Source organism: Novosphingobium sp. BL-S-34 (genome assembly GCF_056857015.1).
Genome location: NZ_CM166472.1, coordinates 717,545 through 736,681 on the forward strand (window position 1 = coordinate 717,545; position 19,137 = coordinate 736,681).

20 protein-coding genes are annotated in these 19,137 nt (G+C 66.7%); 11 read left to right on the plus strand and 9 right to left on the minus strand.

Annotated features, from left to right (window positions below; genetic code table 11):
* Positions 1-175: 175 nt before the first annotated feature.
* Complete coding sequence (locus AC1VV3_RS03380; RefSeq protein WP_431567020.1) at positions 176-1,090, minus strand: oxidoreductase; 915 nt, start codon at positions 1,088-1,090, stop codon at positions 176-178.
* Entirely contained in the window at positions 1,087-1,722 is a 636-nt protein-coding gene (locus AC1VV3_RS03385; RefSeq protein WP_431567021.1) for a ribonuclease HII, read from the minus strand. The genes AC1VV3_RS03380 and AC1VV3_RS03385 overlap by 4 nt, the downstream gene beginning before the upstream one ends.
* On the opposite strand from AC1VV3_RS03385, the gene AC1VV3_RS03390 reads away from it, so the two are divergent.
* From AC1VV3_RS03390 to AC1VV3_RS03420, 7 genes are all read left to right on the plus strand, one after another.
* Positions 1,721-2,902 (plus strand): PQQ-dependent sugar dehydrogenase, encoded by a 1,182-nt coding sequence (locus AC1VV3_RS03390; RefSeq protein WP_431567022.1) that lies wholly within the window; start codon positions 1,721-1,723, stop codon positions 2,900-2,902. The two genes, AC1VV3_RS03385 and AC1VV3_RS03390, sit on opposite strands and share 2 nt — an antisense overlap.
* A gap of 115 nt (positions 2,903-3,017) precedes the next feature.
* Positions 3,018-3,536, plus strand: coding sequence for a GNAT family N-acetyltransferase (locus AC1VV3_RS03395; RefSeq protein ID WP_132263069.1), 519 nt, complete (start codon positions 3,018-3,020; stop codon positions 3,534-3,536).
* Positions 3,537-3,669: 133 nt separating this feature from the next.
* Positions 3,670-4,215, plus strand: coding sequence for a DUF1285 domain-containing protein (locus AC1VV3_RS03400; protein WP_431567023.1), 546 nt, complete (start codon positions 3,670-3,672; stop codon positions 4,213-4,215).
* On the plus strand, positions 4,212-4,805 hold the full coding sequence (locus AC1VV3_RS03405; RefSeq protein WP_431567024.1) for a CoA pyrophosphatase: 594 nt from the start codon (positions 4,212-4,214) through the stop codon (positions 4,803-4,805). The genes AC1VV3_RS03400 and AC1VV3_RS03405 overlap by 4 nt, the downstream gene beginning before the upstream one ends.
* Positions 4,798-5,970: a CCA tRNA nucleotidyltransferase gene (locus AC1VV3_RS03410; RefSeq protein ID WP_431567025.1), complete on the plus strand. Its 1,173-nt coding sequence runs from the start codon at positions 4,798-4,800 to the stop codon at positions 5,968-5,970. Before AC1VV3_RS03405 ends, AC1VV3_RS03410 begins: the two co-directional genes overlap by 8 nt.
* Positions 5,967-6,638 carry a retropepsin-like aspartic protease family protein gene (locus AC1VV3_RS03415; RefSeq protein WP_431567026.1) on the plus strand — a complete coding sequence of 224 codons (672 nt, stop codon included), beginning with the start codon at positions 5,967-5,969 and terminating at the stop codon, positions 6,636-6,638. The genes AC1VV3_RS03410 and AC1VV3_RS03415 overlap by 4 nt, the downstream gene beginning before the upstream one ends.
* A 43-nt stretch (positions 6,639-6,681) precedes the next feature.
* A complete protein-coding gene (locus AC1VV3_RS03420; protein ID WP_314465541.1) occupies positions 6,682-7,338 on the plus strand; it encodes a retropepsin-like aspartic protease family protein in 657 nt (218 codons plus the stop codon).
* 44 nt (positions 7,339-7,382) lie between these two features.
* On the opposite strand, the gene parC is transcribed toward AC1VV3_RS03420, so the two are convergent.
* Positions 7,383-9,692: a DNA topoisomerase IV subunit A gene (gene parC, locus AC1VV3_RS03425; RefSeq protein ID WP_132263079.1), complete on the minus strand. Its 2,310-nt coding sequence runs from the start codon at positions 9,690-9,692 to the stop codon at positions 7,383-7,385.
* A gap of 102 nt (positions 9,693-9,794) precedes the next feature.
* Here parC and AC1VV3_RS03430 point away from each other — a divergent pair, with 102 nt between their 5' ends.
* Complete coding sequence (locus AC1VV3_RS03430; protein ID WP_431567027.1) at positions 9,795-10,334, plus strand: type 1 glutamine amidotransferase domain-containing protein; 540 nt, start codon at positions 9,795-9,797, stop codon at positions 10,332-10,334.
* A gap of 58 nt (positions 10,335-10,392) precedes the next feature.
* On the opposite strand, the gene AC1VV3_RS03435 is transcribed toward AC1VV3_RS03430, so the two are convergent.
* Genes AC1VV3_RS03435 through AC1VV3_RS03445 form a run of 3 tightly spaced genes read right to left on the minus strand, consistent with a single transcriptional unit; the run spans position 10,393 to position 12,858 of the window.
* On the minus strand, positions 10,393-10,725 hold the full coding sequence (locus AC1VV3_RS03435; protein ID WP_132263082.1) for a 2Fe-2S iron-sulfur cluster-binding protein: 333 nt from the start codon (positions 10,723-10,725) through the stop codon (positions 10,393-10,395).
* A 1-nt stretch (position 10,726) separates the two neighbouring features.
* The gene (locus AC1VV3_RS03440) at positions 10,727-11,806 is read right to left on the minus strand and encodes a cysteine desulfurase family protein (RefSeq protein WP_431567028.1); all 1,080 of its coding nucleotides are present in this window, start codon (positions 11,804-11,806) and stop codon (positions 10,727-10,729) included.
* Positions 11,803-12,858, minus strand: coding sequence for a cysteine desulfurase family protein (locus AC1VV3_RS03445; protein WP_431567029.1), 1,056 nt, complete (start codon positions 12,856-12,858; stop codon positions 11,803-11,805). Before AC1VV3_RS03445 ends, AC1VV3_RS03440 begins: the two co-directional genes overlap by 4 nt.
* A gap of 130 nt (positions 12,859-12,988) precedes the next feature.
* Here AC1VV3_RS03445 and AC1VV3_RS03450 point away from each other — a divergent pair, with 130 nt between their 5' ends.
* Positions 12,989-13,645 carry an alpha/beta hydrolase gene (locus tag AC1VV3_RS03450; RefSeq protein ID WP_132263087.1) on the plus strand — a complete coding sequence of 219 codons (657 nt, stop codon included), beginning with the start codon at positions 12,989-12,991 and terminating at the stop codon, positions 13,643-13,645.
* Between the two features lie 53 nt (positions 13,646-13,698).
* Here AC1VV3_RS03450 and AC1VV3_RS03455 read toward each other — a convergent pair whose 3' ends face one another.
* Positions 13,699-13,911, minus strand: coding sequence for a hypothetical protein (locus AC1VV3_RS03455; RefSeq protein ID WP_132263089.1), 213 nt, complete (start codon positions 13,909-13,911; stop codon positions 13,699-13,701).
* 94 nt (positions 13,912-14,005) lie between these two features.
* On the opposite strand from AC1VV3_RS03455, the gene AC1VV3_RS03460 reads away from it, so the two are divergent.
* Complete coding sequence (locus AC1VV3_RS03460; protein ID WP_482961954.1) at positions 14,006-15,838, plus strand: DUF885 domain-containing protein; 1,833 nt, start codon at positions 14,006-14,008, stop codon at positions 15,836-15,838.
* A 60-nt stretch (positions 15,839-15,898) separates the two neighbouring features.
* Here AC1VV3_RS03460 and AC1VV3_RS03465 read toward each other — a convergent pair whose 3' ends face one another.
* Positions 15,899-16,252: a hypothetical protein gene (locus AC1VV3_RS03465; RefSeq protein ID WP_132263092.1), complete on the minus strand. Its 354-nt coding sequence runs from the start codon at positions 16,250-16,252 to the stop codon at positions 15,899-15,901.
* A 156-nt stretch (positions 16,253-16,408) separates the two neighbouring features.
* Positions 16,409-18,010, minus strand: coding sequence for a phosphoenolpyruvate carboxykinase (locus AC1VV3_RS03470; RefSeq protein ID WP_431567031.1), 1,602 nt, complete (start codon positions 18,008-18,010; stop codon positions 16,409-16,411).
* A gap of 258 nt (positions 18,011-18,268) precedes the next feature.
* Here AC1VV3_RS03470 and AC1VV3_RS03475 point away from each other — a divergent pair, with 258 nt between their 5' ends.
* Positions 18,269-19,072, plus strand: a complete 804-nt coding sequence (locus AC1VV3_RS03475) for a response regulator transcription factor (RefSeq protein ID WP_132263095.1) — start codon at positions 18,269-18,271, stop codon at positions 19,070-19,072.
* The last annotated feature ends 65 nt before the right edge of the window (positions 19,073-19,137 follow it).

The following is a 19,137-nucleotide window of genomic DNA, read 5'->3' on the forward strand; positions in this document are numbered from 1 at the left end:
TTCCGGGACTCGCCGTCAAGCCGCGACTCGGCGGAATCCCTTGCGATTCAGATGTTCAGCAAATGGAACAAAACGAATCCGACACAAGATGTCGAGTCATGATCGACTCGGCAGACTCTAGATATGGGGGTTGTGACTCGACGGACTCAGGGCAATTTTTATTGCGCCGGAAGAGTCAGAGCCCCGCCAGGCCGCAGTCGATCCCGGTCATCTGCACGCTCACTTCCCAAAGCCGGCGCGCTGCCTGCGGATCGCGTGCGGCAGCATTGCGGCGGGCGATGCCGGAAGGCCCGGACATGCCGCCGAAGCGCTGCGGTCCGTAATATTGCCCCGGTTCGGCGGCGGGATCGGTTGCCGCCTGGAGCGTCGGCCACGCCCCCTCTTCGGCCGTGTTGAGGACGGCGCCCGCGATCGGGAACAGCGCCCGGAATGCCAGCGAGTGCCGGCCTAGATCGGTCGAGGCGATGCCCGGATGGCAGGCATAGGCGCTCACCGGCGATCCTGCGGCGCGCAGGCGGCGGTCCAGCTCGAACATGTGCAGCAGGTTGGCGAGCTTGCTGTCTCCATACCGCTGCCGCGCCTTGTAGCTGTGCCGCGCGTCGAGATCGTCCCAGTCGATCCGGCCGCGTCCATGCGCCAGGCTGGCCGTGATGACCACGCGCCCGCCGGGCGTCTCGGCCAGCTTCGGCAGGAGCAGCCCGGTCAGCGCGAAAGGCGCCAGATGGTTCACGCCGAATTGCAGTTCGTGGCCCTGCACCGTCCTTTCGAGCGGCGGGACCATGACGCCGGCATTGTTCACCAGCACGTCGAGCCGCGGTTCGTCGCGGGCGACCTGCTCCGCACATTCGCGCACGCTGAACAGGTCCGCCTGATCGAGCGGCACGAAGGCGAGATTGGCGCCCGGCACGTCCATGCGGATGTGTTCCATGGCCAGCCGCGCCTTTTCCTCGTTGCGACAGGCCATCAGCACCCGCGCGCCATGAGCTGCGAGCACTCGGGTGGCGTGGAAGCCCAGCCCGGTATTGGCCCCGGTGACAAGGAAGCACTTGCCCGCCTGCCCGGCGACCGAGGCGGCGGTGAAACCCTTCAAAGCGCCATCTCCAGCTGGGCGACGGGAGAGAAGCTGCGCCGGTGGTGCGGGGTCGGGCCGTGCTTGCGCAGGGCTTCCAGGTGCTGCGCGGTGCCGTAGCCGGCATTGCGTTCCCACCCATAGTGCGGATGTGCTTCGGCCAGGGTGCGCATCATGCGGTCGCGGTGCTCCTTGGCGATGATCGAGGCGGCCGAAATGCAGGGTTCGATCGCGTCACCGCCAACGATGGCGCGCGCCTGCCAGCGCCAGTCCGCCGTGCGGCCCGCCGGGGTGAGATTGCCGTCGATCAGCACCTCGTGCGGCTCTTCGTCCAGCGCGGCGCAGAGTGCGGATACGGCCCGGGTCATGGCCAGCATCGTCGCGCCGAAGATGTTGAGACGGTCGATCTCTTCGACGTCCACCACGCCCACGGCCCAGCGGCAGCGGCGCTTGATCGTGGCTTCCAGCTCGCCCCGGCGTTTGCCGGAGAGCTTCTTGGAATCGTCCAGCCCCGAGGGTCGGGGCTTGCACAGCACCACCGCGCCCGCCACAACCGGGCCGGCCAGAGGCCCTCGCCCCGCTTCATCGACCCCGATGACGAGGCGGTTGGCACCCGTGCCGGGCACGATGACAGACAGGGATGCAGTCGACATGACCAAGCCGGTGAACTCCAGATCCTTCCTTGCGGCGGTATCGCCCGTCGCTTTCGCGCTCGCAAGCTGCGGAGCGGCGGCCACGGGGGATAAGGCCTCGGCCAGCGCTTCCGAAGAAATCTCCTTCAAGACCGAACAGGTCGCCAGCTTCGACGAACCCTGGGCCATGGCGATCGACAAGGCAACCGGCGCGATGATCGTCACCGAGAAGAAGGGCACGATCAAGCTGCGCCTCGCGGACGGCACGCTCGGCGCCGTCTCGGGCGCCCCGAAAGTCGATTACGGCGGCCAGGGCGGCCTTGGCGACGTGATCTTCGCGCCGGACCAGAAGGGCGCCTCGCTCGACGGCCGCGTGATCTATCTGAGCTGGGCCGAAGCGGGCGAAGGCGATACGCGCGGCGCCGCGGTGGGCCGCGGCACCCTCTCCTGCCCAGCGCCGGCCACCTGTTCGATCGAGGGTCTCTCGGTGATCTGGCGGCAGGTGCCCAAAGTGACCGGGCGCGGGCATTATTCGCACCGCCTGGCCTTCTCGCCCGATGGCAAGTATCTGTTCGTCAGCTCGGGCGAGCGGCAGAAATTCACGCCCGCGCAGGACCTCGGCACCAATCTCGGCAAGATCGTCCGCCTCCTGCCCGACGGCACGCCCGCGCCGGGCAACCCGTGGGCCGACAAACCCGCGCCGACCAACCAGATCTGGTCCTATGGCCACCGCAACGTGCTGGGCCTCGCCTTCGACGACCAGGGCCGGCTCTGGGATCTGGAGCACGGCCCGGCCGGCGGCGACGAGCTGAACCTCGTGAAGCCCGGACAGAACTACGGCTGGCCACTCGTTTCGGACGGCGACCATTACGACGGCAAGCCGATCCCGCGCCATTCCACCCGGCCGGACCTCGCCGCTCCGGCCATCAGCTGGAACCCGGTCATCGCGCCCGGCGACTTCATCTTCTACAAGGGCCCGCTGTTCCCGCAGTGGAAAGGCCAGGTGCTGATCACCTCGTTCACCCTGCCCGGCCTGGTGCGTGTCAGCATCAAGGGCGAGAAGGCGACCGAGGAAGCCCGCTACCCCATGGAAAACCGCATCCGCGAAATCGAACAGGGCGGAGACGGCACGATCTGGCTGCTGGAAGACGGACCGGCCGGCGCTTCGGGCCATCTGCTGAAGCTGACGCCGAAGTCCTGACTCACCAGGAACCTTGCAGCAGACGGGCAAACGGCTTGGCAAAGGGTCTGGCAGCCATCCGACCGCCGCCGAATTGAATCGACAAATGCGCGCGCCGCACCTAGTGGCGCGCGCCATGTCCGATGCTGCCACGCTCATCCCGCTCGACAATGTCGATCCCGTTCTCGTCGAGTCCCTGCTCGACAGCGCGTTCGAACCGGAGCGTCACCGCCGCACCGCCTACAAGGTGCGCGAAGGGGTGGACTGGCTTCCCGGCCTCAGCTTCGCAGCGCTCGATGGCGAGGAGATGCTGGTCGGCACGATCCAGTGCTGGCCGGTCGCGCTCAACGATGCCGAGGGCCGCGCCCATCCCATGATCATGGTCGGCCCGGTCGCCGTCATGCCCGGCCACCAGGGCCAGGGTTATGGCCAGGCGCTGATGTCGGCGGCGATGGCAGGCATCGACTCGCGGGCACCCCTGCCGCAGGTCATGGTCGGCGATCCCGAGTATTACGGCCGGTTCTGGGGCTATTCCAACGAATGGACGCAGGGCTGGAACCTCCCCGGCCCGTTCGAGCGTCACCGCCTGCTGGTCCGCTGCGAGAATCCCGCCGTCCTGCCGCGCGAAGGCATGCTGGGCCCCTGGCTCCGCTAGACCGCCGGCCGAAGTCACGAGCCTGGGCGACAAGCCTGCGCGGTGAACCCGCGCGCCGGGCCTCGTTGCTCTTCGTCCATGACGCTGCGCACTGGACCTTGGCGCGCGAAGCCCTATCTGGCATCGCAAGCCCATGCCTTATGAACCGCCGCCCGAATTGAACGCCCTTTCGCTCGCCCAGGTCGCCGAGCTGGTCGCCGCGCGCAAGCTGCCGCCGGTCGCAGAGTGGACGCCCGCCAGCAGCGGCGACAGCGAGATGGTCATTCGCGCCGATGGCCGCTGGTTCCATCAGGGCGGCGAAATTCGCCGTCCCGCCATGGTCCGTGCATTCGCCTCGTTGCTGCTGCGCGACGCCGAGGGTCGGCACTGGCTGGTGACACCCGCCGAGAAGCTCTCGATCGAGGTCGAGGATGCGGCCTTCATCGCCGTCGACGTGCGGCAGGACGGGGATACGCTGGTGTTCCGGCTCAATAGCGACGATCTCGTGGTGGCCGGGCCGGACCACCCTATCCGCAGCGTGGGCGATCCGGAGACGCCCGCACTCTACCTCGGTGTGCGCCATGGCACCGAGGCACGTCTCAATCGCAGCACTTATGGCCAGATCGCCGAGATCGCCCTTGCGAGCGGCGACCTTTCCGTATCCAGCCAGGGCGCGACATTCTCGCTCGTTCCCGCATGAACGGGCTGTTCGACGACGTATCGCGCCGCTTCGAGGCCGGACGTCACGGCGCGCCGGACGCGCTGTGGATCGACCCGCGCATCGACCAGATCGAAACGTTCAAGCCGGCCGCCGTGCTCATCACCCTGACCGAGCGCCCGCGCCCCGGCATGCTGATGCTGCACCGCCCCTCTACCATGCGCGCCCACCCCGGCCAGATCGCGTTCCCGGGCGGCCGCCTCGATCCCGGCGAGACCGCCGTGGAGGGCGCCCTGCGCGAGGCGCACGAGGAACTCGGCATCAGGCCCGGCGACGTGAAGGTGATCGGCACCAGCGATCTCTATCGCACCGGCAGCGGCTATGAGATCACCCCCGTGATCGGCATCATCCCGCCCGACCTGCCGATCATCCCGAACCCCGCCGAAGTGGCGCAGTGGTTCGAGGCGCCGGCCGAATTCGTGCTCGACCCGGCCAACCAGAAGACCAGGTGGATCGAGGCCGAAGGCAGCCGCCATGCCTTTGTCGAGATCACCTGGCATGACCACCGCATCTGGGGCGTTACCGGTGCGATCCTTCACAATCTTGCCCGCAGGCTGAACTGGAATGACTGAAAGACTGACCGCCCCGTGGATGGAGCGCGAAGACCTTGCCGCGCTCGTCGCCGCACTGGGCCACGGAAACGCGCGCTACGTCGGCGGGGCGGTTCGGGATAGCCTGCTCGGCCAGCCGGTGAAGGACATCGACATGGCCACGCTCCTCACGCCCGAGGACGTCATGCAGCGCCTCTGGGACGCCGGGATCCGCCACGTCCCCACCGGGATCGAGCACGGCACCGTCACCGCGGTGCTGCCGGGCGGCCCGGTCGAGATCACCACCTTGCGCCACGATGTCGCCACGGACGGCCGCCGCGCCACCGTGGCTTTCGCCACCGACTGGCGCGAGGACGCGGCCCGGCGGGACTTCACCATCAACGCGCTCTACGCCGACCCGGCGAGCGGCGAGATATTCGACTGGTTCGGCGGGCTCGACGACCTTGTCGCGCGCCGCGTCCGCTTCATCGGCGATGCCCGTCAGCGCATTCGCGAAGACCACTTGCGCATCTTGCGCTACTTTCGCTTCCAGGCCCGCTTCGGCACGATGCCCGCCGATCAGGAAGCGGAAGGTGCCTGCGCCGAACTCGCCTCCACGCTGAAGGGCCTTTCGCGCGAACGCGTGGGCATGGAAACGATGAACCTGCTCGGCCTGCCCGATCCGGCGCCGACCGTGGCGCGCATGGCGCAGCTTGGTGTGCTGGCGGTGATCCTGCCCGAGGCACGGCCCGAAGCGCTCGCTGCCCTCGTGTCCGTGGAACAGGCGCAGGGGATCGCCCCCGACGCGATCCGCCGCCTTGCCGCGTTGCTGCCGCCGCAAGTGTCGCTGGCAGAACAGGTCGCCTCGCGCTTCCGCCTTTCGGGTGCGCAGAAGAAGCGTCTCGCCGTGGCTGCCGGGCGGGACGAAGCCCTGGGCGAGCCCCGCGCGCTCGCCTATCGCCTGGGCATCGAAGGCGCGCTCGATCGCTTCCTGATCGCAGGCGCGGACACGGCTGCGCTGCGGGACTGGGACATACCGGCCTTTCCTCTGAAGGGCGGCCAGATCGTCGCGCGCGGTGTCGGCGCCGGCCCCGAAGTGGCGCGCCTGCTGCGCCGGGTCGAGGATCGCTGGATCGCGGAAGGCTTCCCGGACGAAGCACGGGTTTCCGCTTTGCTCGATGCCGAACTTGCCGGCCAAAGCTCGTGAACCTCGGGCAGCTGACCGATCTGTTCTATGCCAAGCCGCTGCTGGCGCTGACCATCCTGGCCATTCTCGTCGCGGTGCTGGCCGGGATGCTCGCCGGCCGCCGACCGCGGCTGGGCCAGTCGCTACGCAACCTTTCGCACCTCGGACTGGTCGCCGCGCTGCTGCTGACCGTGACGCAAGTCGCGCTTCACAACACCCGCTCCGAAGCCGCGCTCTGGCTGGACGAGACGCGCCCGCCTTCGGTCGAGGGCGGCGAGACGGTGATCCCGCTTCGTGCTGACGGGCATTACTGGATCCAGGCCAGGCTCAATGGCGAGCCCGTGGATTTCCTGATCGACACCGGCGCAACCTACACCGGCATCTCGAAATCGGTGGCCGAACGCGCGGGGATCCAGCCCGATGGCGACGACCAGGGCGTCATGCTGGAAACCGCCAACGGCACCATCGTCGCCCGCATGGCCAGTGCCGCCTCGCTGGCGTTCGGTTCGATCGAGGCGCATGCCTTGCCCGTCGCCATCGGGCCGGACAACGAGGTGGAAACCAACGTCATCGGCATGAACCTGCTCTCCCAGCTTGCCGCCTGGCGGGTGGAAAACGGCCGCCTGATCCTGGTGCCTCGCGCGGCGGCCCCGCACACACCCTCGGCCTCCTCCTCGCCCAAATCGTGATCCTGTCAGCATTCCGACAGGATGTTCCTGTTATGACCTGCTGATGGACTTTCCTCAGCTCCTGTCTTTCCTCGCCGGTCAGCCGCTGCTGGCCCTGGCATTGGCGGCGATCTTCGTCACCGTGCTGGGCGGACTGCTGCGCGGCCCCTTGCCGTTGCTGGGCGGCTTTGTACGCGGGCTCGGCAACCTGGGACTGGTGGCCGCCCTGCTGCTGACCGTGGCGCAAGCGACGCGCCTTACCAGCGGTACGGACTTCGCCCTACCTGGAATAGAACTGCCGGAGCTGGGCCTGTCCCGCCAGAGCGTGAGCGGCGGCGAAACCCGCGTGCCGATGGCGCGGGACGGTCACTTCTGGGTCCATGCCACGATCAACGGGGTCGAAGGCGATTTCCTGGTCGACACCGGCGCGACGCTGACCGCGATCTCCCCGCGCCTGGCCAACAGCGCCGAAGTCCGCGCGCAGCCGCTGCGTCAGAACATCGCCATGCGCACGGCCAACGGCACGGTCGCGGCGGAGCTGGGCACGGCGGACGAACTGCGCTTTGGCAGCGTCGTCGCGCGGCAGCTGGACGTGGTCGTGGCGCCGGGTCTGGAGGACCAGAACGTCATCGGCATGAACCTGCTCTCGCGGCTGGCAAGCTGGCGCGTAGAAGGCCGGACGCTCATCCTCGTCCCCCATCACCCGCAGCCCGCAAGCTAAGAAACCACGTCGCCCCGGATCGAGTCCGGGCGACGCGGTTCGAATCACCCCTGGAACTTGTTGTCGCGCGGGAAGCCGACCGGCGGCAGGCGGCCTGCGGCGCCGCGTGCGACCTTCCACATGACCATGTCCTTCTCGGTCCGGGTGCGGCCGGTTTCGCCGCCCATGGTCCAGGAAAGGCCATCCTCCAGCTTGAGCGTGATGATGTCGGAAAGTCCGCCATCGCGGTAGCGCTGCAGCGTGACCCCCTGCCCCTTGGCCATGACCGGCAGCTCCTCGAGGCTGAAGATCACCAGCTTGCGATTGTCACCGACGACCGCAACGTGATCGTGCTCCGCCGGGATCTCGCGAACGAAGGCCAGTTGCACACCCGGCTTGGTGGACATGACGGCGCGGCCCTTGCGGGTCTCCGCCAGCAATTCGTCCGCCTCGGCGGCAAAGCCGCGCCCGACGTTGGAGGCCAGCAGCAGCTGCGCCTTGGGCTTGTAAGGCAGTGCCGCCACCAGATGCGCATCGGCATCGATGTCGACCATGGTGCGGATCGGCTCGCCAAAGCCGCGCGCGCCGGGCAGCTTGTCCGCGCCCAGCGTGTAGAAGCGCCCGTTGTCCGCCGCGATCAGGATCTTGTCGGTGGTCTGCGCATGGAAGGCGAAAGCCGGGCCGTCGCCTTCCTTGAACTTGAAGTCGCCGCCCTTCGCATCCTGACCGAGGGGCACATGCCCCCTGGCCGCGCGGATCCATCCCTTGGCCGAGAGGATCACCGTCACCGGCTCCTTCTCGATCATGGCGTCCATCGAGAATTCCACCGTCGGCGTGGCCTGCGCGATCGTGGTGCGACGGCGGCCGAGAGCGGTGTCCTCGGCGTAGTCCTTGCGCAAGTTCATCAGGTCGCGCTTCAGGCGGGTGCGCTGGCGGGCCGGGCTTTCGAGCAGCTTGTTGAGGTCGTCCTGCTCCTTGAGCAGGTCCGCGTGCTCCTTGCGCAGCTCCATTTCCTCCAGCTTGCGCAAGGAACGCAGGCGCATGTTGAGGATGGCTTCGGCCTGACGGTCGGTCAGCTCGAACTCGGCCATCATCACCGGCTTGGGCTCATCCTCGGTACGGATGATCTCGATGATCCGGTCGAGATTGAGGTAGGCGATGATGTAGCCCGCCACCAGCTCCAGCCGCGAGGCGATCTTTTCCAGCCGGTGCCGGGTGCGGCGCAGCAGGATGTCGATCTGGCTGTAGACCCATTCCGACAGGAGCAGCTTCAGCCCCAGTACCCCCGGCGTGCGGTGCGAATCCAGCACGTTGAGGTTGAGCGAGAAGCGGCTCTCCAGATCGGTCAGCCGGTAGAGGCTTTCCTTCAGCAGTTCCGGATCGACATTGCGGCTCTTGGGCACGAAGACGATGCGGATCTGCTCGTCGCTCTCGTCGCGAATGTCTTCGAGGATCGGCAGCTTGCGGTCGGCGATGAGCTGGGCGACCTGCTCGATCAGCTTGCCCTTGGCCAGCATGTAGGGGATTTCGGAAATGACCAGCTGCCACTGGCCGCTGCCGAGTTTCTCGACCCCGGTTTCCTCCCAGTTGCCCGCCTCGTCCTTGCCGCAGGAGAAACGCCCGCGCACGCGAAAGGCGCCCTTGCCGGTCGCGTAGGCGTGGCTGATCGCCTCCGGGCTGTCGACCACCATGCCGCCGGTCGCGAAGTCCGGTCCGTGGAAGACCTGCATGAGCTGGTCGTGCTCGGCATGGGGATTGTCGATCAGCATCATCGTGGCATCGATGATTTCGGCGACGTTATGGCTGGGGATGGAGGTCGCCATGCCCACGGCAATGCCGGTGGAACCGTTCGCCAGGAGGTTCGGGAACATGCCGGGGAAGATTTCCGGCTCGCTTTCCTCACCATTGTAGGTGGGGACGAAATCGACAGTGCCCTCGTCCAGGCCGGACATGAGGTGGATTGCCGTGCGCGTCAGGCGCGCTTCGGTGTAGCGATAGGCTGCCGCGTTATCGCCGTCGATATTGCCGAAGTTGCCCTGCCCCTGCACCAGCGGATAGCGCAGCGAGAAGTCCTGCGCGAGGCGGACCATGGCATCGTAGACCGAGGCATCGCCATGCGGGTGATACTTACCGATGACGTCGCCGACCACGCGGGCGGATTTCTTGTAGGCACTGGCCGGGTCGAGCTTCAGCTGCCGCATCGCCCAGAGCAGGCGGCGGTGGACCGGCTTCAGCCCGTCCCGCAAGTCCGGCAGCGAACGCGCTGTAATCGTGGACAATGCGTAGACGAGGTAGCGCTCGGAAAGCGCAGCATCGAAGGGCGCATCGACGATGGCGTCGAAGGGATCGGAGTCTTCGTCGGTCGTGGTCACCATGACCAGCAGGCCTAGCAACGCGGCGAGCCGAGCGGAACCACCGGAACGGAAGTTTTCCGCCGTTCATTCCTTTTGCAAACCCTAGACACTGGAGAATTTTCCATGACCAAGCGCGTGCTCATCGTCGCCACCAACGGTTTCGAGCAATCCGAACTCACCGGCCCGCGCGATGCGCTGAACCAGGCCGGCATCGAAACCGTGATCGCCAGCCCCGAAAGCGGCGAGATCAAGGGCTGGCAGCACACCGACTGGGGCGACAGCGTCAAGGTCGACGCCGCGCTCGACTCCGTCAGCGCGGGGGACTTCGACGCCCTCGTGCTGCCGGGCGGTCAGATGAACCCGGACGTCCTGCGCACCAAGCCGGAAGCGGTCCAGCTCGTGCGGGACTTCCTGGCCGCGGGCAAGCCGGTCGCGGCGATCTGCCACGGCCCGTGGCTCCTGGTGGAAGCCGACGCCGTGCGCGGCAAGACGGTGACCGGCTGGCCTTCCATCCGCACGGACTTGCGCAATGCCGGCGCGAACGTGGTGGACCAGGAGGTCGCCGTGGATGGCCTGCTCATCACCAGCCGCAAGCCGGACGACATTCCCGCATTTTCCAAGGCGGTGATCGAGGCCGTGCAGGAAGCGGCAGCGGACGCTTGACCCTTTGTCGTCCCGGATCGTCGTCCCGGATCTGATCCGGGACGACAAGCCAGACCTCTCAGTCTATCTGCATATCCCGCGCAAGGCCCGGAATACGCACTTCCAGGCCGTCCATCGCGTCGGTGAGCTCGATCTGGCAGGACAACCGGCTGGTTCGCGCCACACCGGCAGCAAGGTCCAGCATATCCTCCTCGTCCATGGAGGCGGGTTCGAGCTTGTCGAACCAGTCGGGCGCCACGATCACATGGCAGGTAGAGCAGGCCATCTGCCCCTCGCAGGTTCCTTCCAGCGGCATGCCGGCGCCTTGCGCCACGCGCAGAAGCACGTCTCCCGTCTCGGCTTCCGCCAGGACGAGTTTTCCTTCCGCGGTCAAGAACCTCACGTTCAGCAATTCAGACTCCCTGCACCGCCGCTGCGGCTTCTATTCGTTCGCAGGCATCCACAAGCTCCCCAAGGTCACTATATCGCCCGAATCCCAGACGGATAGAGGCTTTGGCTTCTGAATCGGACAGTCCGATCGCCTTGAGGACGTGGCTCGGCCGTCCCGAACCGCTGGCGCAGGCGGAACCGGCGGAAAAGGCCACGTTCCGAACGTCCGACATCAGCCGGGCGACATCCAGCCCCGGCAGCCGCAGGTTGAGGTTTCCGCGCCAGCGATGTTCGGGCGACCCGTTGAGCGTCCAGCGCGAGAGGATATCGCGCGCGGCGTTCCACAGGGCATCGACGGTCCGGGCATCCTCCTCCATCCGCGCGGCCGCGATGGTCGCCGCAGCCCCGAAACCGGCACAGAGGGCCGGGCTGAGGGTACCGGAACGCAGGCCCTGCTCCTGTCCGCCGCCATGGATCAGCGGAGCAAGCGCCACGCCGTCCCGCACCCAGAGCGCGCCGATTCCCTTGGGGCCGTAGAGCTTGTGCGCCGAGATCGCGATCATGTCGGCGCCGACCGGCGGGGCCAGCTTTCCGGCACCCTGTACGGCATCGCAAAGGAACAGCGCCCCGGCCGCATGGGCGGCCTCGGCAAGCGCCTCCACCGGCTGGACCGTGCCGATCTCGTTGTTGACCTGCATCACCGCGACAAGGCCGGTCCCCGTCGGGATCGGCCGCGCAGGATCGACCAGCCCTTGCGCGCTCACCGGCAGGATCGAGACCGCCGCATCGATCGCCCGCGCGCTATCGAGAACGGCGGCATGTTCGATGGCCGAAACGGCCAGTCGCGTGCTGCGGCTTCCCGCCAGGGCGAGATTGAGAGCTTCCGTGGCTCCCGAAGTGAAGATCACCCGCCCACCGGGCGGCAGCAGCGCAGCCACCTGCTCGCGCGCCAATTCGACTATGGCGGCAGCGGCTCGGCCTGGACGGTGCGGGCTATGCGGGTTGGCGAAACCCATGCCCTCCGGCCCGCCGAGCCAGGGCAGCATCGCCTCCCGCGCTTCGGGGGCGAGCGGAGTGGTGGCCTGATAGTCGAGGTAGATCACGCATTCACCTTCGACCAGGCCTCGGCAAAGGCGTCCAGATCGGCGGGCGTGGTGTTCCAGCCAAGGCTGACGCGCACGGTGCGCCGGGCCAGATCCTCGTCGATGCCGAAACCCTTGAGCACCCTGCTCTGCTTGAGCGTACCGGACGAGCACGCGCTTCCGGCCGAGATCGCGAAACCGGCCGCGTCCATGCGGATCAGCATGGCCGTCGCCGCCAGACGCGGCGCGGCCACGGCAAAGATGTGCGAGCACTGCATGCCCGGCTGGAGCACTTCGCCATACCGGGACAACGCCGCCCTGAAATCGAGGCGCTGCTCCGCCGTGGTCGCCCAACCCTCCAGCCCCATCGCTTCCAGGGCCGCCGCGAAGCCGAGAGCCCCCGGCAGGTTCTCGGTCCCCGCGCGGTAGCCGCGCTCCTGCCCGCCGCTCGGTGCGAGCATGGCGAAATCCTTGACGAGCAAGGCGCCTATGCCGATGGGGCCGCCCAGCTTGTGCGCCGAAAGCACGATCATGTCCGCATCGGGCAGCGCCGCCTTGCCGGCCGACTGTGAACAGTCCGCCAGGACCAGCCCTCCCGCGGCGCGCACTTGCTCCACCAGCGGATTGCGAGCGTAAGGCAGGAGAACGGTGCCGGTCTCCGAATTGATCGACTGCACCGCCACGACCGCCCGGCCAGGCATGGCCAGAGCCCTTGCCAGGGCATCGCTATCGATTTCACCCTCCCGCATGGGCAGTTCCTGCGCGTCCGGCGCGGCGCGGAACACCGCATCGTGCTCCACGGCCGAGACCAGCCGCCGCTCCGCCCTGGCCCGGCCGAGACCGATCGCCAGCGCTTCGCTCGCCCCGGACGTGAAGATCACTTCGCCCTGCCAGCCGAGCGCTTTCTTCACCCGCTCGCGCGCGTCCTCCAGGCTGGCGCGAGCGGCGCGGCCCTGTTTGTGCGGGCTGGACGGGTTGGCCCAGAGCGCCGCCCCTTCCAGCCACGCCTCGCGGGCCTGAGGCAGGAGCGGCGTGGTCGCCGCATGGTCGAGATAGATCTGTTGGGCTGACATCGCTTGAAAAGTTGTTTTTGGAGCGAAGGTTTCTATATAGCGATCTTCCCTTTTTCCACTCCCGCGATGGCTGGCGAGAAATTCGCCGCCGTTTTCGCGGGAGTTTCAACAGGTCAGGTTCGCGAAACTTATGCCCGCAGTCATCTTCCCCGGACCCGAAGGCCGCCTCGAAGGCCGCTTCCAGCCGGCGCCGCGTCCGCGCGCGCCCGTGGCGATGATCCTTCACCCGCACCCCCAGGCCGGCGGCACGATGAACGACCGCATCACGCAGCACCTCTACAAGACTTTCGTGAATCGCGGCTTCGCGACGCTGCGCTTCAACTTCCGCGGCGTCGGCCGCAGCCAGGGCAGCTTCGACAACGGCGTGGGCGAGCTTTCCGACGCCGCCGCCGCGCTTGACTGGGTGCAGTCAATCCACCCCGAAGCCTCGACCACCTGGATCGCCGGCTACTCGTTCGGCGCGCTGATCGGCATGCAGCTCTTGATGCGCCGTCCGGAAATCCGCGGCTTCATCTCGGTTGCCCCGCCGGCCAACATGTACGACTTCTCGTTCCTCGCCCCCTGCCCCGCATCGGGCATCCTGATTCAGGGCGCGGCAGATACGGTGGTGACGCCGAACGCCGTACAGAAGCTGGTCGACAAGCTTCGCACCCAGAAGCACATCACGATCCACCACGACGAGATCCCGCGCGCGAACCATTTCTTCGAGAACGAGATGGACGACCTGATGCGGTCGGTCGACAATTACCTCGACATGCGTCTGGCACCGGATTGCCCGATCAAGTGACGGGTTCCTAGGGCCGAGGAACCAGGCCCTTCAGGGTGAAAAAGGCGTTGGAGTCACTCCGACGCCTTTTTCGTATCCCCAGCCTTGGCCAGCGTGTCGCCCTGCGAGTTCGGCAAGGTCCAGATCGCGACGTTCACGGTCAACACGCCCGCCAGCACCAGCATCAAAGCGGCTTGCTTGCGGTAGCCCCCGCGCCGAAAGAGCGCGACGGCTCCCAACACGAGCAGAACGATGGTCAGGATCATGAGAGATAGGGCGAAGTCCATGGCTTATCCCCTAACGCACTCGCCTGGCCGGCGCGAGCGGGTTTGACAGGCGGGAACGTCGCCGCCAGATTTCGCGGCCATGAAGAACCCTGACATGACGGCCGCAGCACTCTCGCGGCGCACCACGCTCCAACTCCTCGCCGCCGGAACTGCCGGCATCGCCCTGCCCGGCGTCGCCCGCGCCGCGGCGGCCAAGCCGCAGGACGCAGCCGCCCTGCTCGATTCGATCGCCTGGAGACTGCTGGAGCACAATCCGGAAGGCGCAACCGGCCTGGGCATCGACGTGGGCGCCCATGCCGCCTTGCGCTCCAAGGCCGAGGACCGCTCCTTCGCGGGCAAGGCCGCGCTCGCCAGGACCTTGCGCGAAGACCTCGCCCGCGTGGAGGCATTCCCGGTGTCCGGCCTGGACCATGCGACGCAGACCAGCCTTGCCGTGGTGCGCAGCGCTTACAAGACCTCGCTCGACGGTTTTGCGCAGCCCTATGGCGATGTCGCCGTGGGCGGCTGGCGCAACACGCCCTATGTCGTGATCCAGAACGTGGGCGCCTATCTCGACACGCCCAAGTTCCTCGATGCCGACCATCCCGTGAAGTCCGCCGCCGATGCGGAAGCCTACATCTCGCGCCTGTCGCAGTTCGACAACCAGCTCGACGGAGAGCTGGAGCGCATGCGCAAGGCCACCGACCAGGGCCTCGTCCCGCCGGACTTCCTGCTGGACCGCGCCATCGCGCAGATGACCAGCACTCTCGAAGATGCCCGCAACAACGGCGGCGGCCTCGTCAGTTCGCTGGTCGATCGCACCAAGACCATCCCCGGCAACTGGGAGGGCCGTGCGAAGCCCATCGTTTCCGCCGAAGTCGTGCCCGCGCTGGAGCGCCAGCTCGCCGAACTGAAGCGCCAGCGCGGTGTAGCCAAGGGCGACCCGGGCATGCGCGAGCGTCCTCATGGCGCGGAATTCTACGCCTGGGCCCTGCGCGCCAGCACGACCACCACGGTGCCCGCCGCGGAGATCCACCAGCGCGGGCTTGAGGAACTGGCCGCGCTCCATGCCCGCATGGACCCGATCCTTCAGAAGCTGGGCTATACCACCGGCACCGTGGGCGAGCGGATGACCGCGCTCGGCACCGACAAGCGCTTCATGTTCCCCGAGGGCGATCCCGGCCGCACCGAGATCATGGCCTTCATCCGCCACCGCATCGACTGGATCCGCGCCCAGATGCCGCGCGCCTTCCGCGATCCGGTGAAGGGCAATGTCGAAGTGCGGCGCCTGCCGCTGGCCGAGGAACCCGGCGCGCCGACCGCTTACGGCGGCGCCGGCTCGATCGACGGCTCGGTGCCGGGCAAGATGTGGATCAACTTGCGCACCACGGACCTGCACCGCAAGTACGACCTGCCCACTCTGGTCCACCATGAAGCGATCCCGGGCCACGTCTGGCAGGGCGAATATGCCAACCGCCTGCCGCTGATCCGCTCGATCCTGGCCTTCAACGCCTATTCGGAAGGCTGGGCGCTCTACGGCGAGCAATTGGCCGACGAGCTTGGCGCCTATGCCGACGATCCGGTCGGCCAGCTGGGCTATCTCCAGTCGATCGCGTTTCGTGCCTGCCGCATGGTCGTCGACACCGGCCTCCATTCCAAGGGCTGGAGCCGGGAAGAGGCCGTGCGCTTCTTCATGGAGAAGAACGGCAACAAGCGCGAGGAAGTGGCCAACGAAGTGGACCGCTACTGCTCCTGGCCGGGCCAGGCCTGCGGTTACAAGATGGGTCACTCCGAGATCAATCGGCAGCGCAGCCGCGCCCAGGCGGCGCTCGGCACCCGCTACGACTTGCGCGATTTCGACCAGGCCGTGGTCGACGGCGGCAATGTGCCGCTGGACGTGCTGGCGAAGAATATCGACAGCTATATCGCCACCGGCAAGGCCGGTTGATGGTAACGTCGTCCCGGATCGGATCCGGGACGACGATAATTCACGAGTTGGGCCGTTCGCTTACTTCTTGCCGAAGAAGCCCTTGGCCATGTCGGTCAGGTCGTCGATCACGCTGCCGTCCCCGTCCTTGTCGAGGAACGCAGTGAACTTCGAAGGGTCGCTGCCGACCAGGCTGGCGAACTGACCCAGCGAGCCTTCGCCGCCGATGGCCGCGATCACCTGCTGGATCGTGCCGACGCCGAGACCGGTCTTCTGCGCGGCCAGCTGCGCCGTGTCGCCCTCTTCCTGATGCGCCAGTCCGAGCGCGGCAATCGCCTTTTCAGCCTGCGCCGGCTCGATGCCGAGCTTGGAGGCGAGGTTCGCGATGTCGGGGTGGTCGCTGACTTGTCCAAGGATGCCGTCGAAAAGTCCCATGGTCTTTCTCCTGGAGAGAGGGGGAAGAGGAGGATGCACTGTCTTGATGACAAAACAAGGGCCTCGAAACCGAAGTTCCGAGGCCCCCTGTTTATTTCAAGCCGGAATGCCTGATTCACGTAGAACCAAGCGCTTTCGAAGCAGGATTGTCCAAGATCAGGCCGCGACCGGCGCCGCCTTGCGCACGCCTTCATCGACATGCTCTTCGAACTGGGCGAAGTTTTCGATGAACTGGCGCACCAGCGTCTGCGCCGTCTTGTCATAGGCATCGCCGTCGGCCCAGGCGCCGCGCGGGTCGAGCAGCTTGCTGTCGACTCCCGGAACCGCCACCGGAACCTCGAAGCCGAAGTTCGGATCTTCCTTGAACTCGGCATTGTTGAGGCTGCCGTCGAGCGCGGCATTGAGCAGGGCGCGGGTGGCCTTGATCGGCATGCGCTTGATGCCTTCCATCGTCGCCATGCCGCCCGACCAGCCGGTGTTCACCAGCCAGCACTTCACGCCGCCCTTGGCGATGCGCTCCTTGAGGAGATTGCCGTAGACCGAGGGATGGCGCGGCATGAACGGTGCGCCGAAGCAGGTGGAGAACGTCGCTTCCGGTTCGGTCACGCCGATCTCGGTGCCGGCAACGCGCGCGGTATATCCCGAGAGGAAGTGGTACATCGCCTGGTCCGGGGTGAGCCGCGCGATCGGCGGCAGCACGCCGTAGGCATCGGCGGTCAGGAAGATGATGTTCTTCGGAACCGGGCCGAGGTTCTTCTCCGAGCAGTTCGGAATGAAGTCGATCGGGTAGGATCCGCGGCTGTTTTCGGCCAGGCTGTTGTCGTCGAGGTCGATCTGGCGCGTCTCCGGATCGATCACCACGTTTTCCAGCACCGTGCCGAAGCGCTTAGTGGTGGCGAAGATTTCCGGCTCGGCTTCGGCCGAGAGACGGATCATCTTGGCGTAGCAGCCGCCTTCGAAGTTGAACACGGCGGTATCGGACCAGCCATGCTCGTCGTCACCGATCAGGGTGCGCGAGGCATCGGCCGAAAGCGTGGTCTTGCCGGTGCCGGAAAGACCGAAGAACACGGCGGTATCGCCCTCGGGACCGATATTCGCCGAGCAGTGCATCGGCATCACGCCCTTGGTCGGCAGCAGGTAGTTGAGGATGCCGAAGACCGACTTCTTCATTTCGCCTGCATAGGACGTGCCGCCGATGAGGATCAGCTTCTCGCTGAAATTGACCGCGATCACCGTCTCGCTGCGCGAACCATGGCGCTCGGGATCGGCGCGGAAGCTCGGCAGGTCGATAATGGTGTATTCGGGCACGAAGCTTTCCAGCTCCGTCTCGGACGGGCGCACCAGCAGCGTGCGGATGAACAGGTTGTGCCAGGCGAACTCATTGATCACCCGCACTTTCACGCGGTGTTCCGGCTGCGAGCCGCCGAACAGGTCGGCCACGTAGAGCTGATCCTTCTCGGACACGGCGGCCAGAAAATCGGCCTTGAGCGCGGCGAAATGTTCCGGCGTCATCGGCACATTGGTCTTGCCCCACCAGACCGTATTTTCGGTCTCGGCGTCCTTGACGATGAACTTGTCCTTGGCCGAGCGCCCGGTGTGCTTGCCTGTCGCCACGACGAACGGACCGTCCGCAGCGAGCATGCCCTCGCCATTCTTGACGGCTTGCTCGATCAACGGCGCGGTGCCGAGGTTCGCGAGCACTTTCGCGCCTGTTTCTATGCCTTGACTGGCGAGCGGATAGTTAAGGGAAGCGGCCAATGTCATCTCCTCCATTTAAGGCGGGACCGGCGGGAACCGGGCACGCCCCGACATTTTTGCGCAAGAATCGGCTGGCGATTATTCGCCCAGCCCCTTTTCCGTCAAATTTTTGCAAAAATAAATGGAGCGGGGGAGGTAGGACGAATGCACCTCGACCATTCCGGGGCAAATTCGGGACGAATCGCAAAGGCGTGGACGGCCAGGCCGGCAGCCGCTAGTCACGGCGTTCGATTGCACGGAAGGAACGCAGCGCAATCCATGGTTGAATCCACGGCATCTTCCACGCCAGGCCCGGCCGGCTCCCCCGCCACGGGCAGCCCTTCCCCCGAAGAGACCCTGCCGGCGCCCGTCCGCCAGCAATCGATCGCGCTGGTGGACGACGACCGCAACATCCTGACCACCGTGTCGATAGGTCTCCAGGCCGAAGGCTTCGCCACGCGCCTCTATACCGATGGCGAAACGGCGCTGAAGGCACTGCTGGAGAATCCGCCGGACCTGGCCATCTTCGACATCAAGATGCCGCGCATGGACGGGCTGCACTTGCTCCAGGCGCTGCGCGAACAGTCCAGCCTGCCGGTGATCTTCCTGACCTCCAAGGACGAGGAACCCGACGAGGCGCTCGGCCTGGCGATGGGCGCGGACGACTACATCACCAAGCCGTTCAGCCAGCGCCTGCTGATCGCCCGCATTCGCGCGATCCTTCGCCGCAGCGAACTGGCGAAGACGTCCAGCGAGGAGACCGTGCAGGAAAACCTGCCCGACCCGGTGACACGCGGCCGCCTCAGCCTCGACCCCGCGCGCCATCAGGTGACCTGGAATGGCGAACCGGTCTCGCTGACCGTTACCGAGTTCCTGATCCTGGAAGCGCTCGCCTTGCGGCCCGGCGTCGTGAAAAGCCGCAACCAGCTGATGGATGCCGCCTATAGCGAGGACGTCTACGTCGACGACCGCACGATCGACAGCCATATCAAGCGCCTGCGCCGCAAGTTCCGCGGGGTCGACCCCGAATTCTCGGCCATCGATACGCTCTACGGCGCCGGCTATTCGTTCACCGATGGCTGAACCGCACCGCCGCCTCCGGCCCCTCGCCAACCCGCCCGCGCCTCTGCACCCCTCCGCCCGGCCGT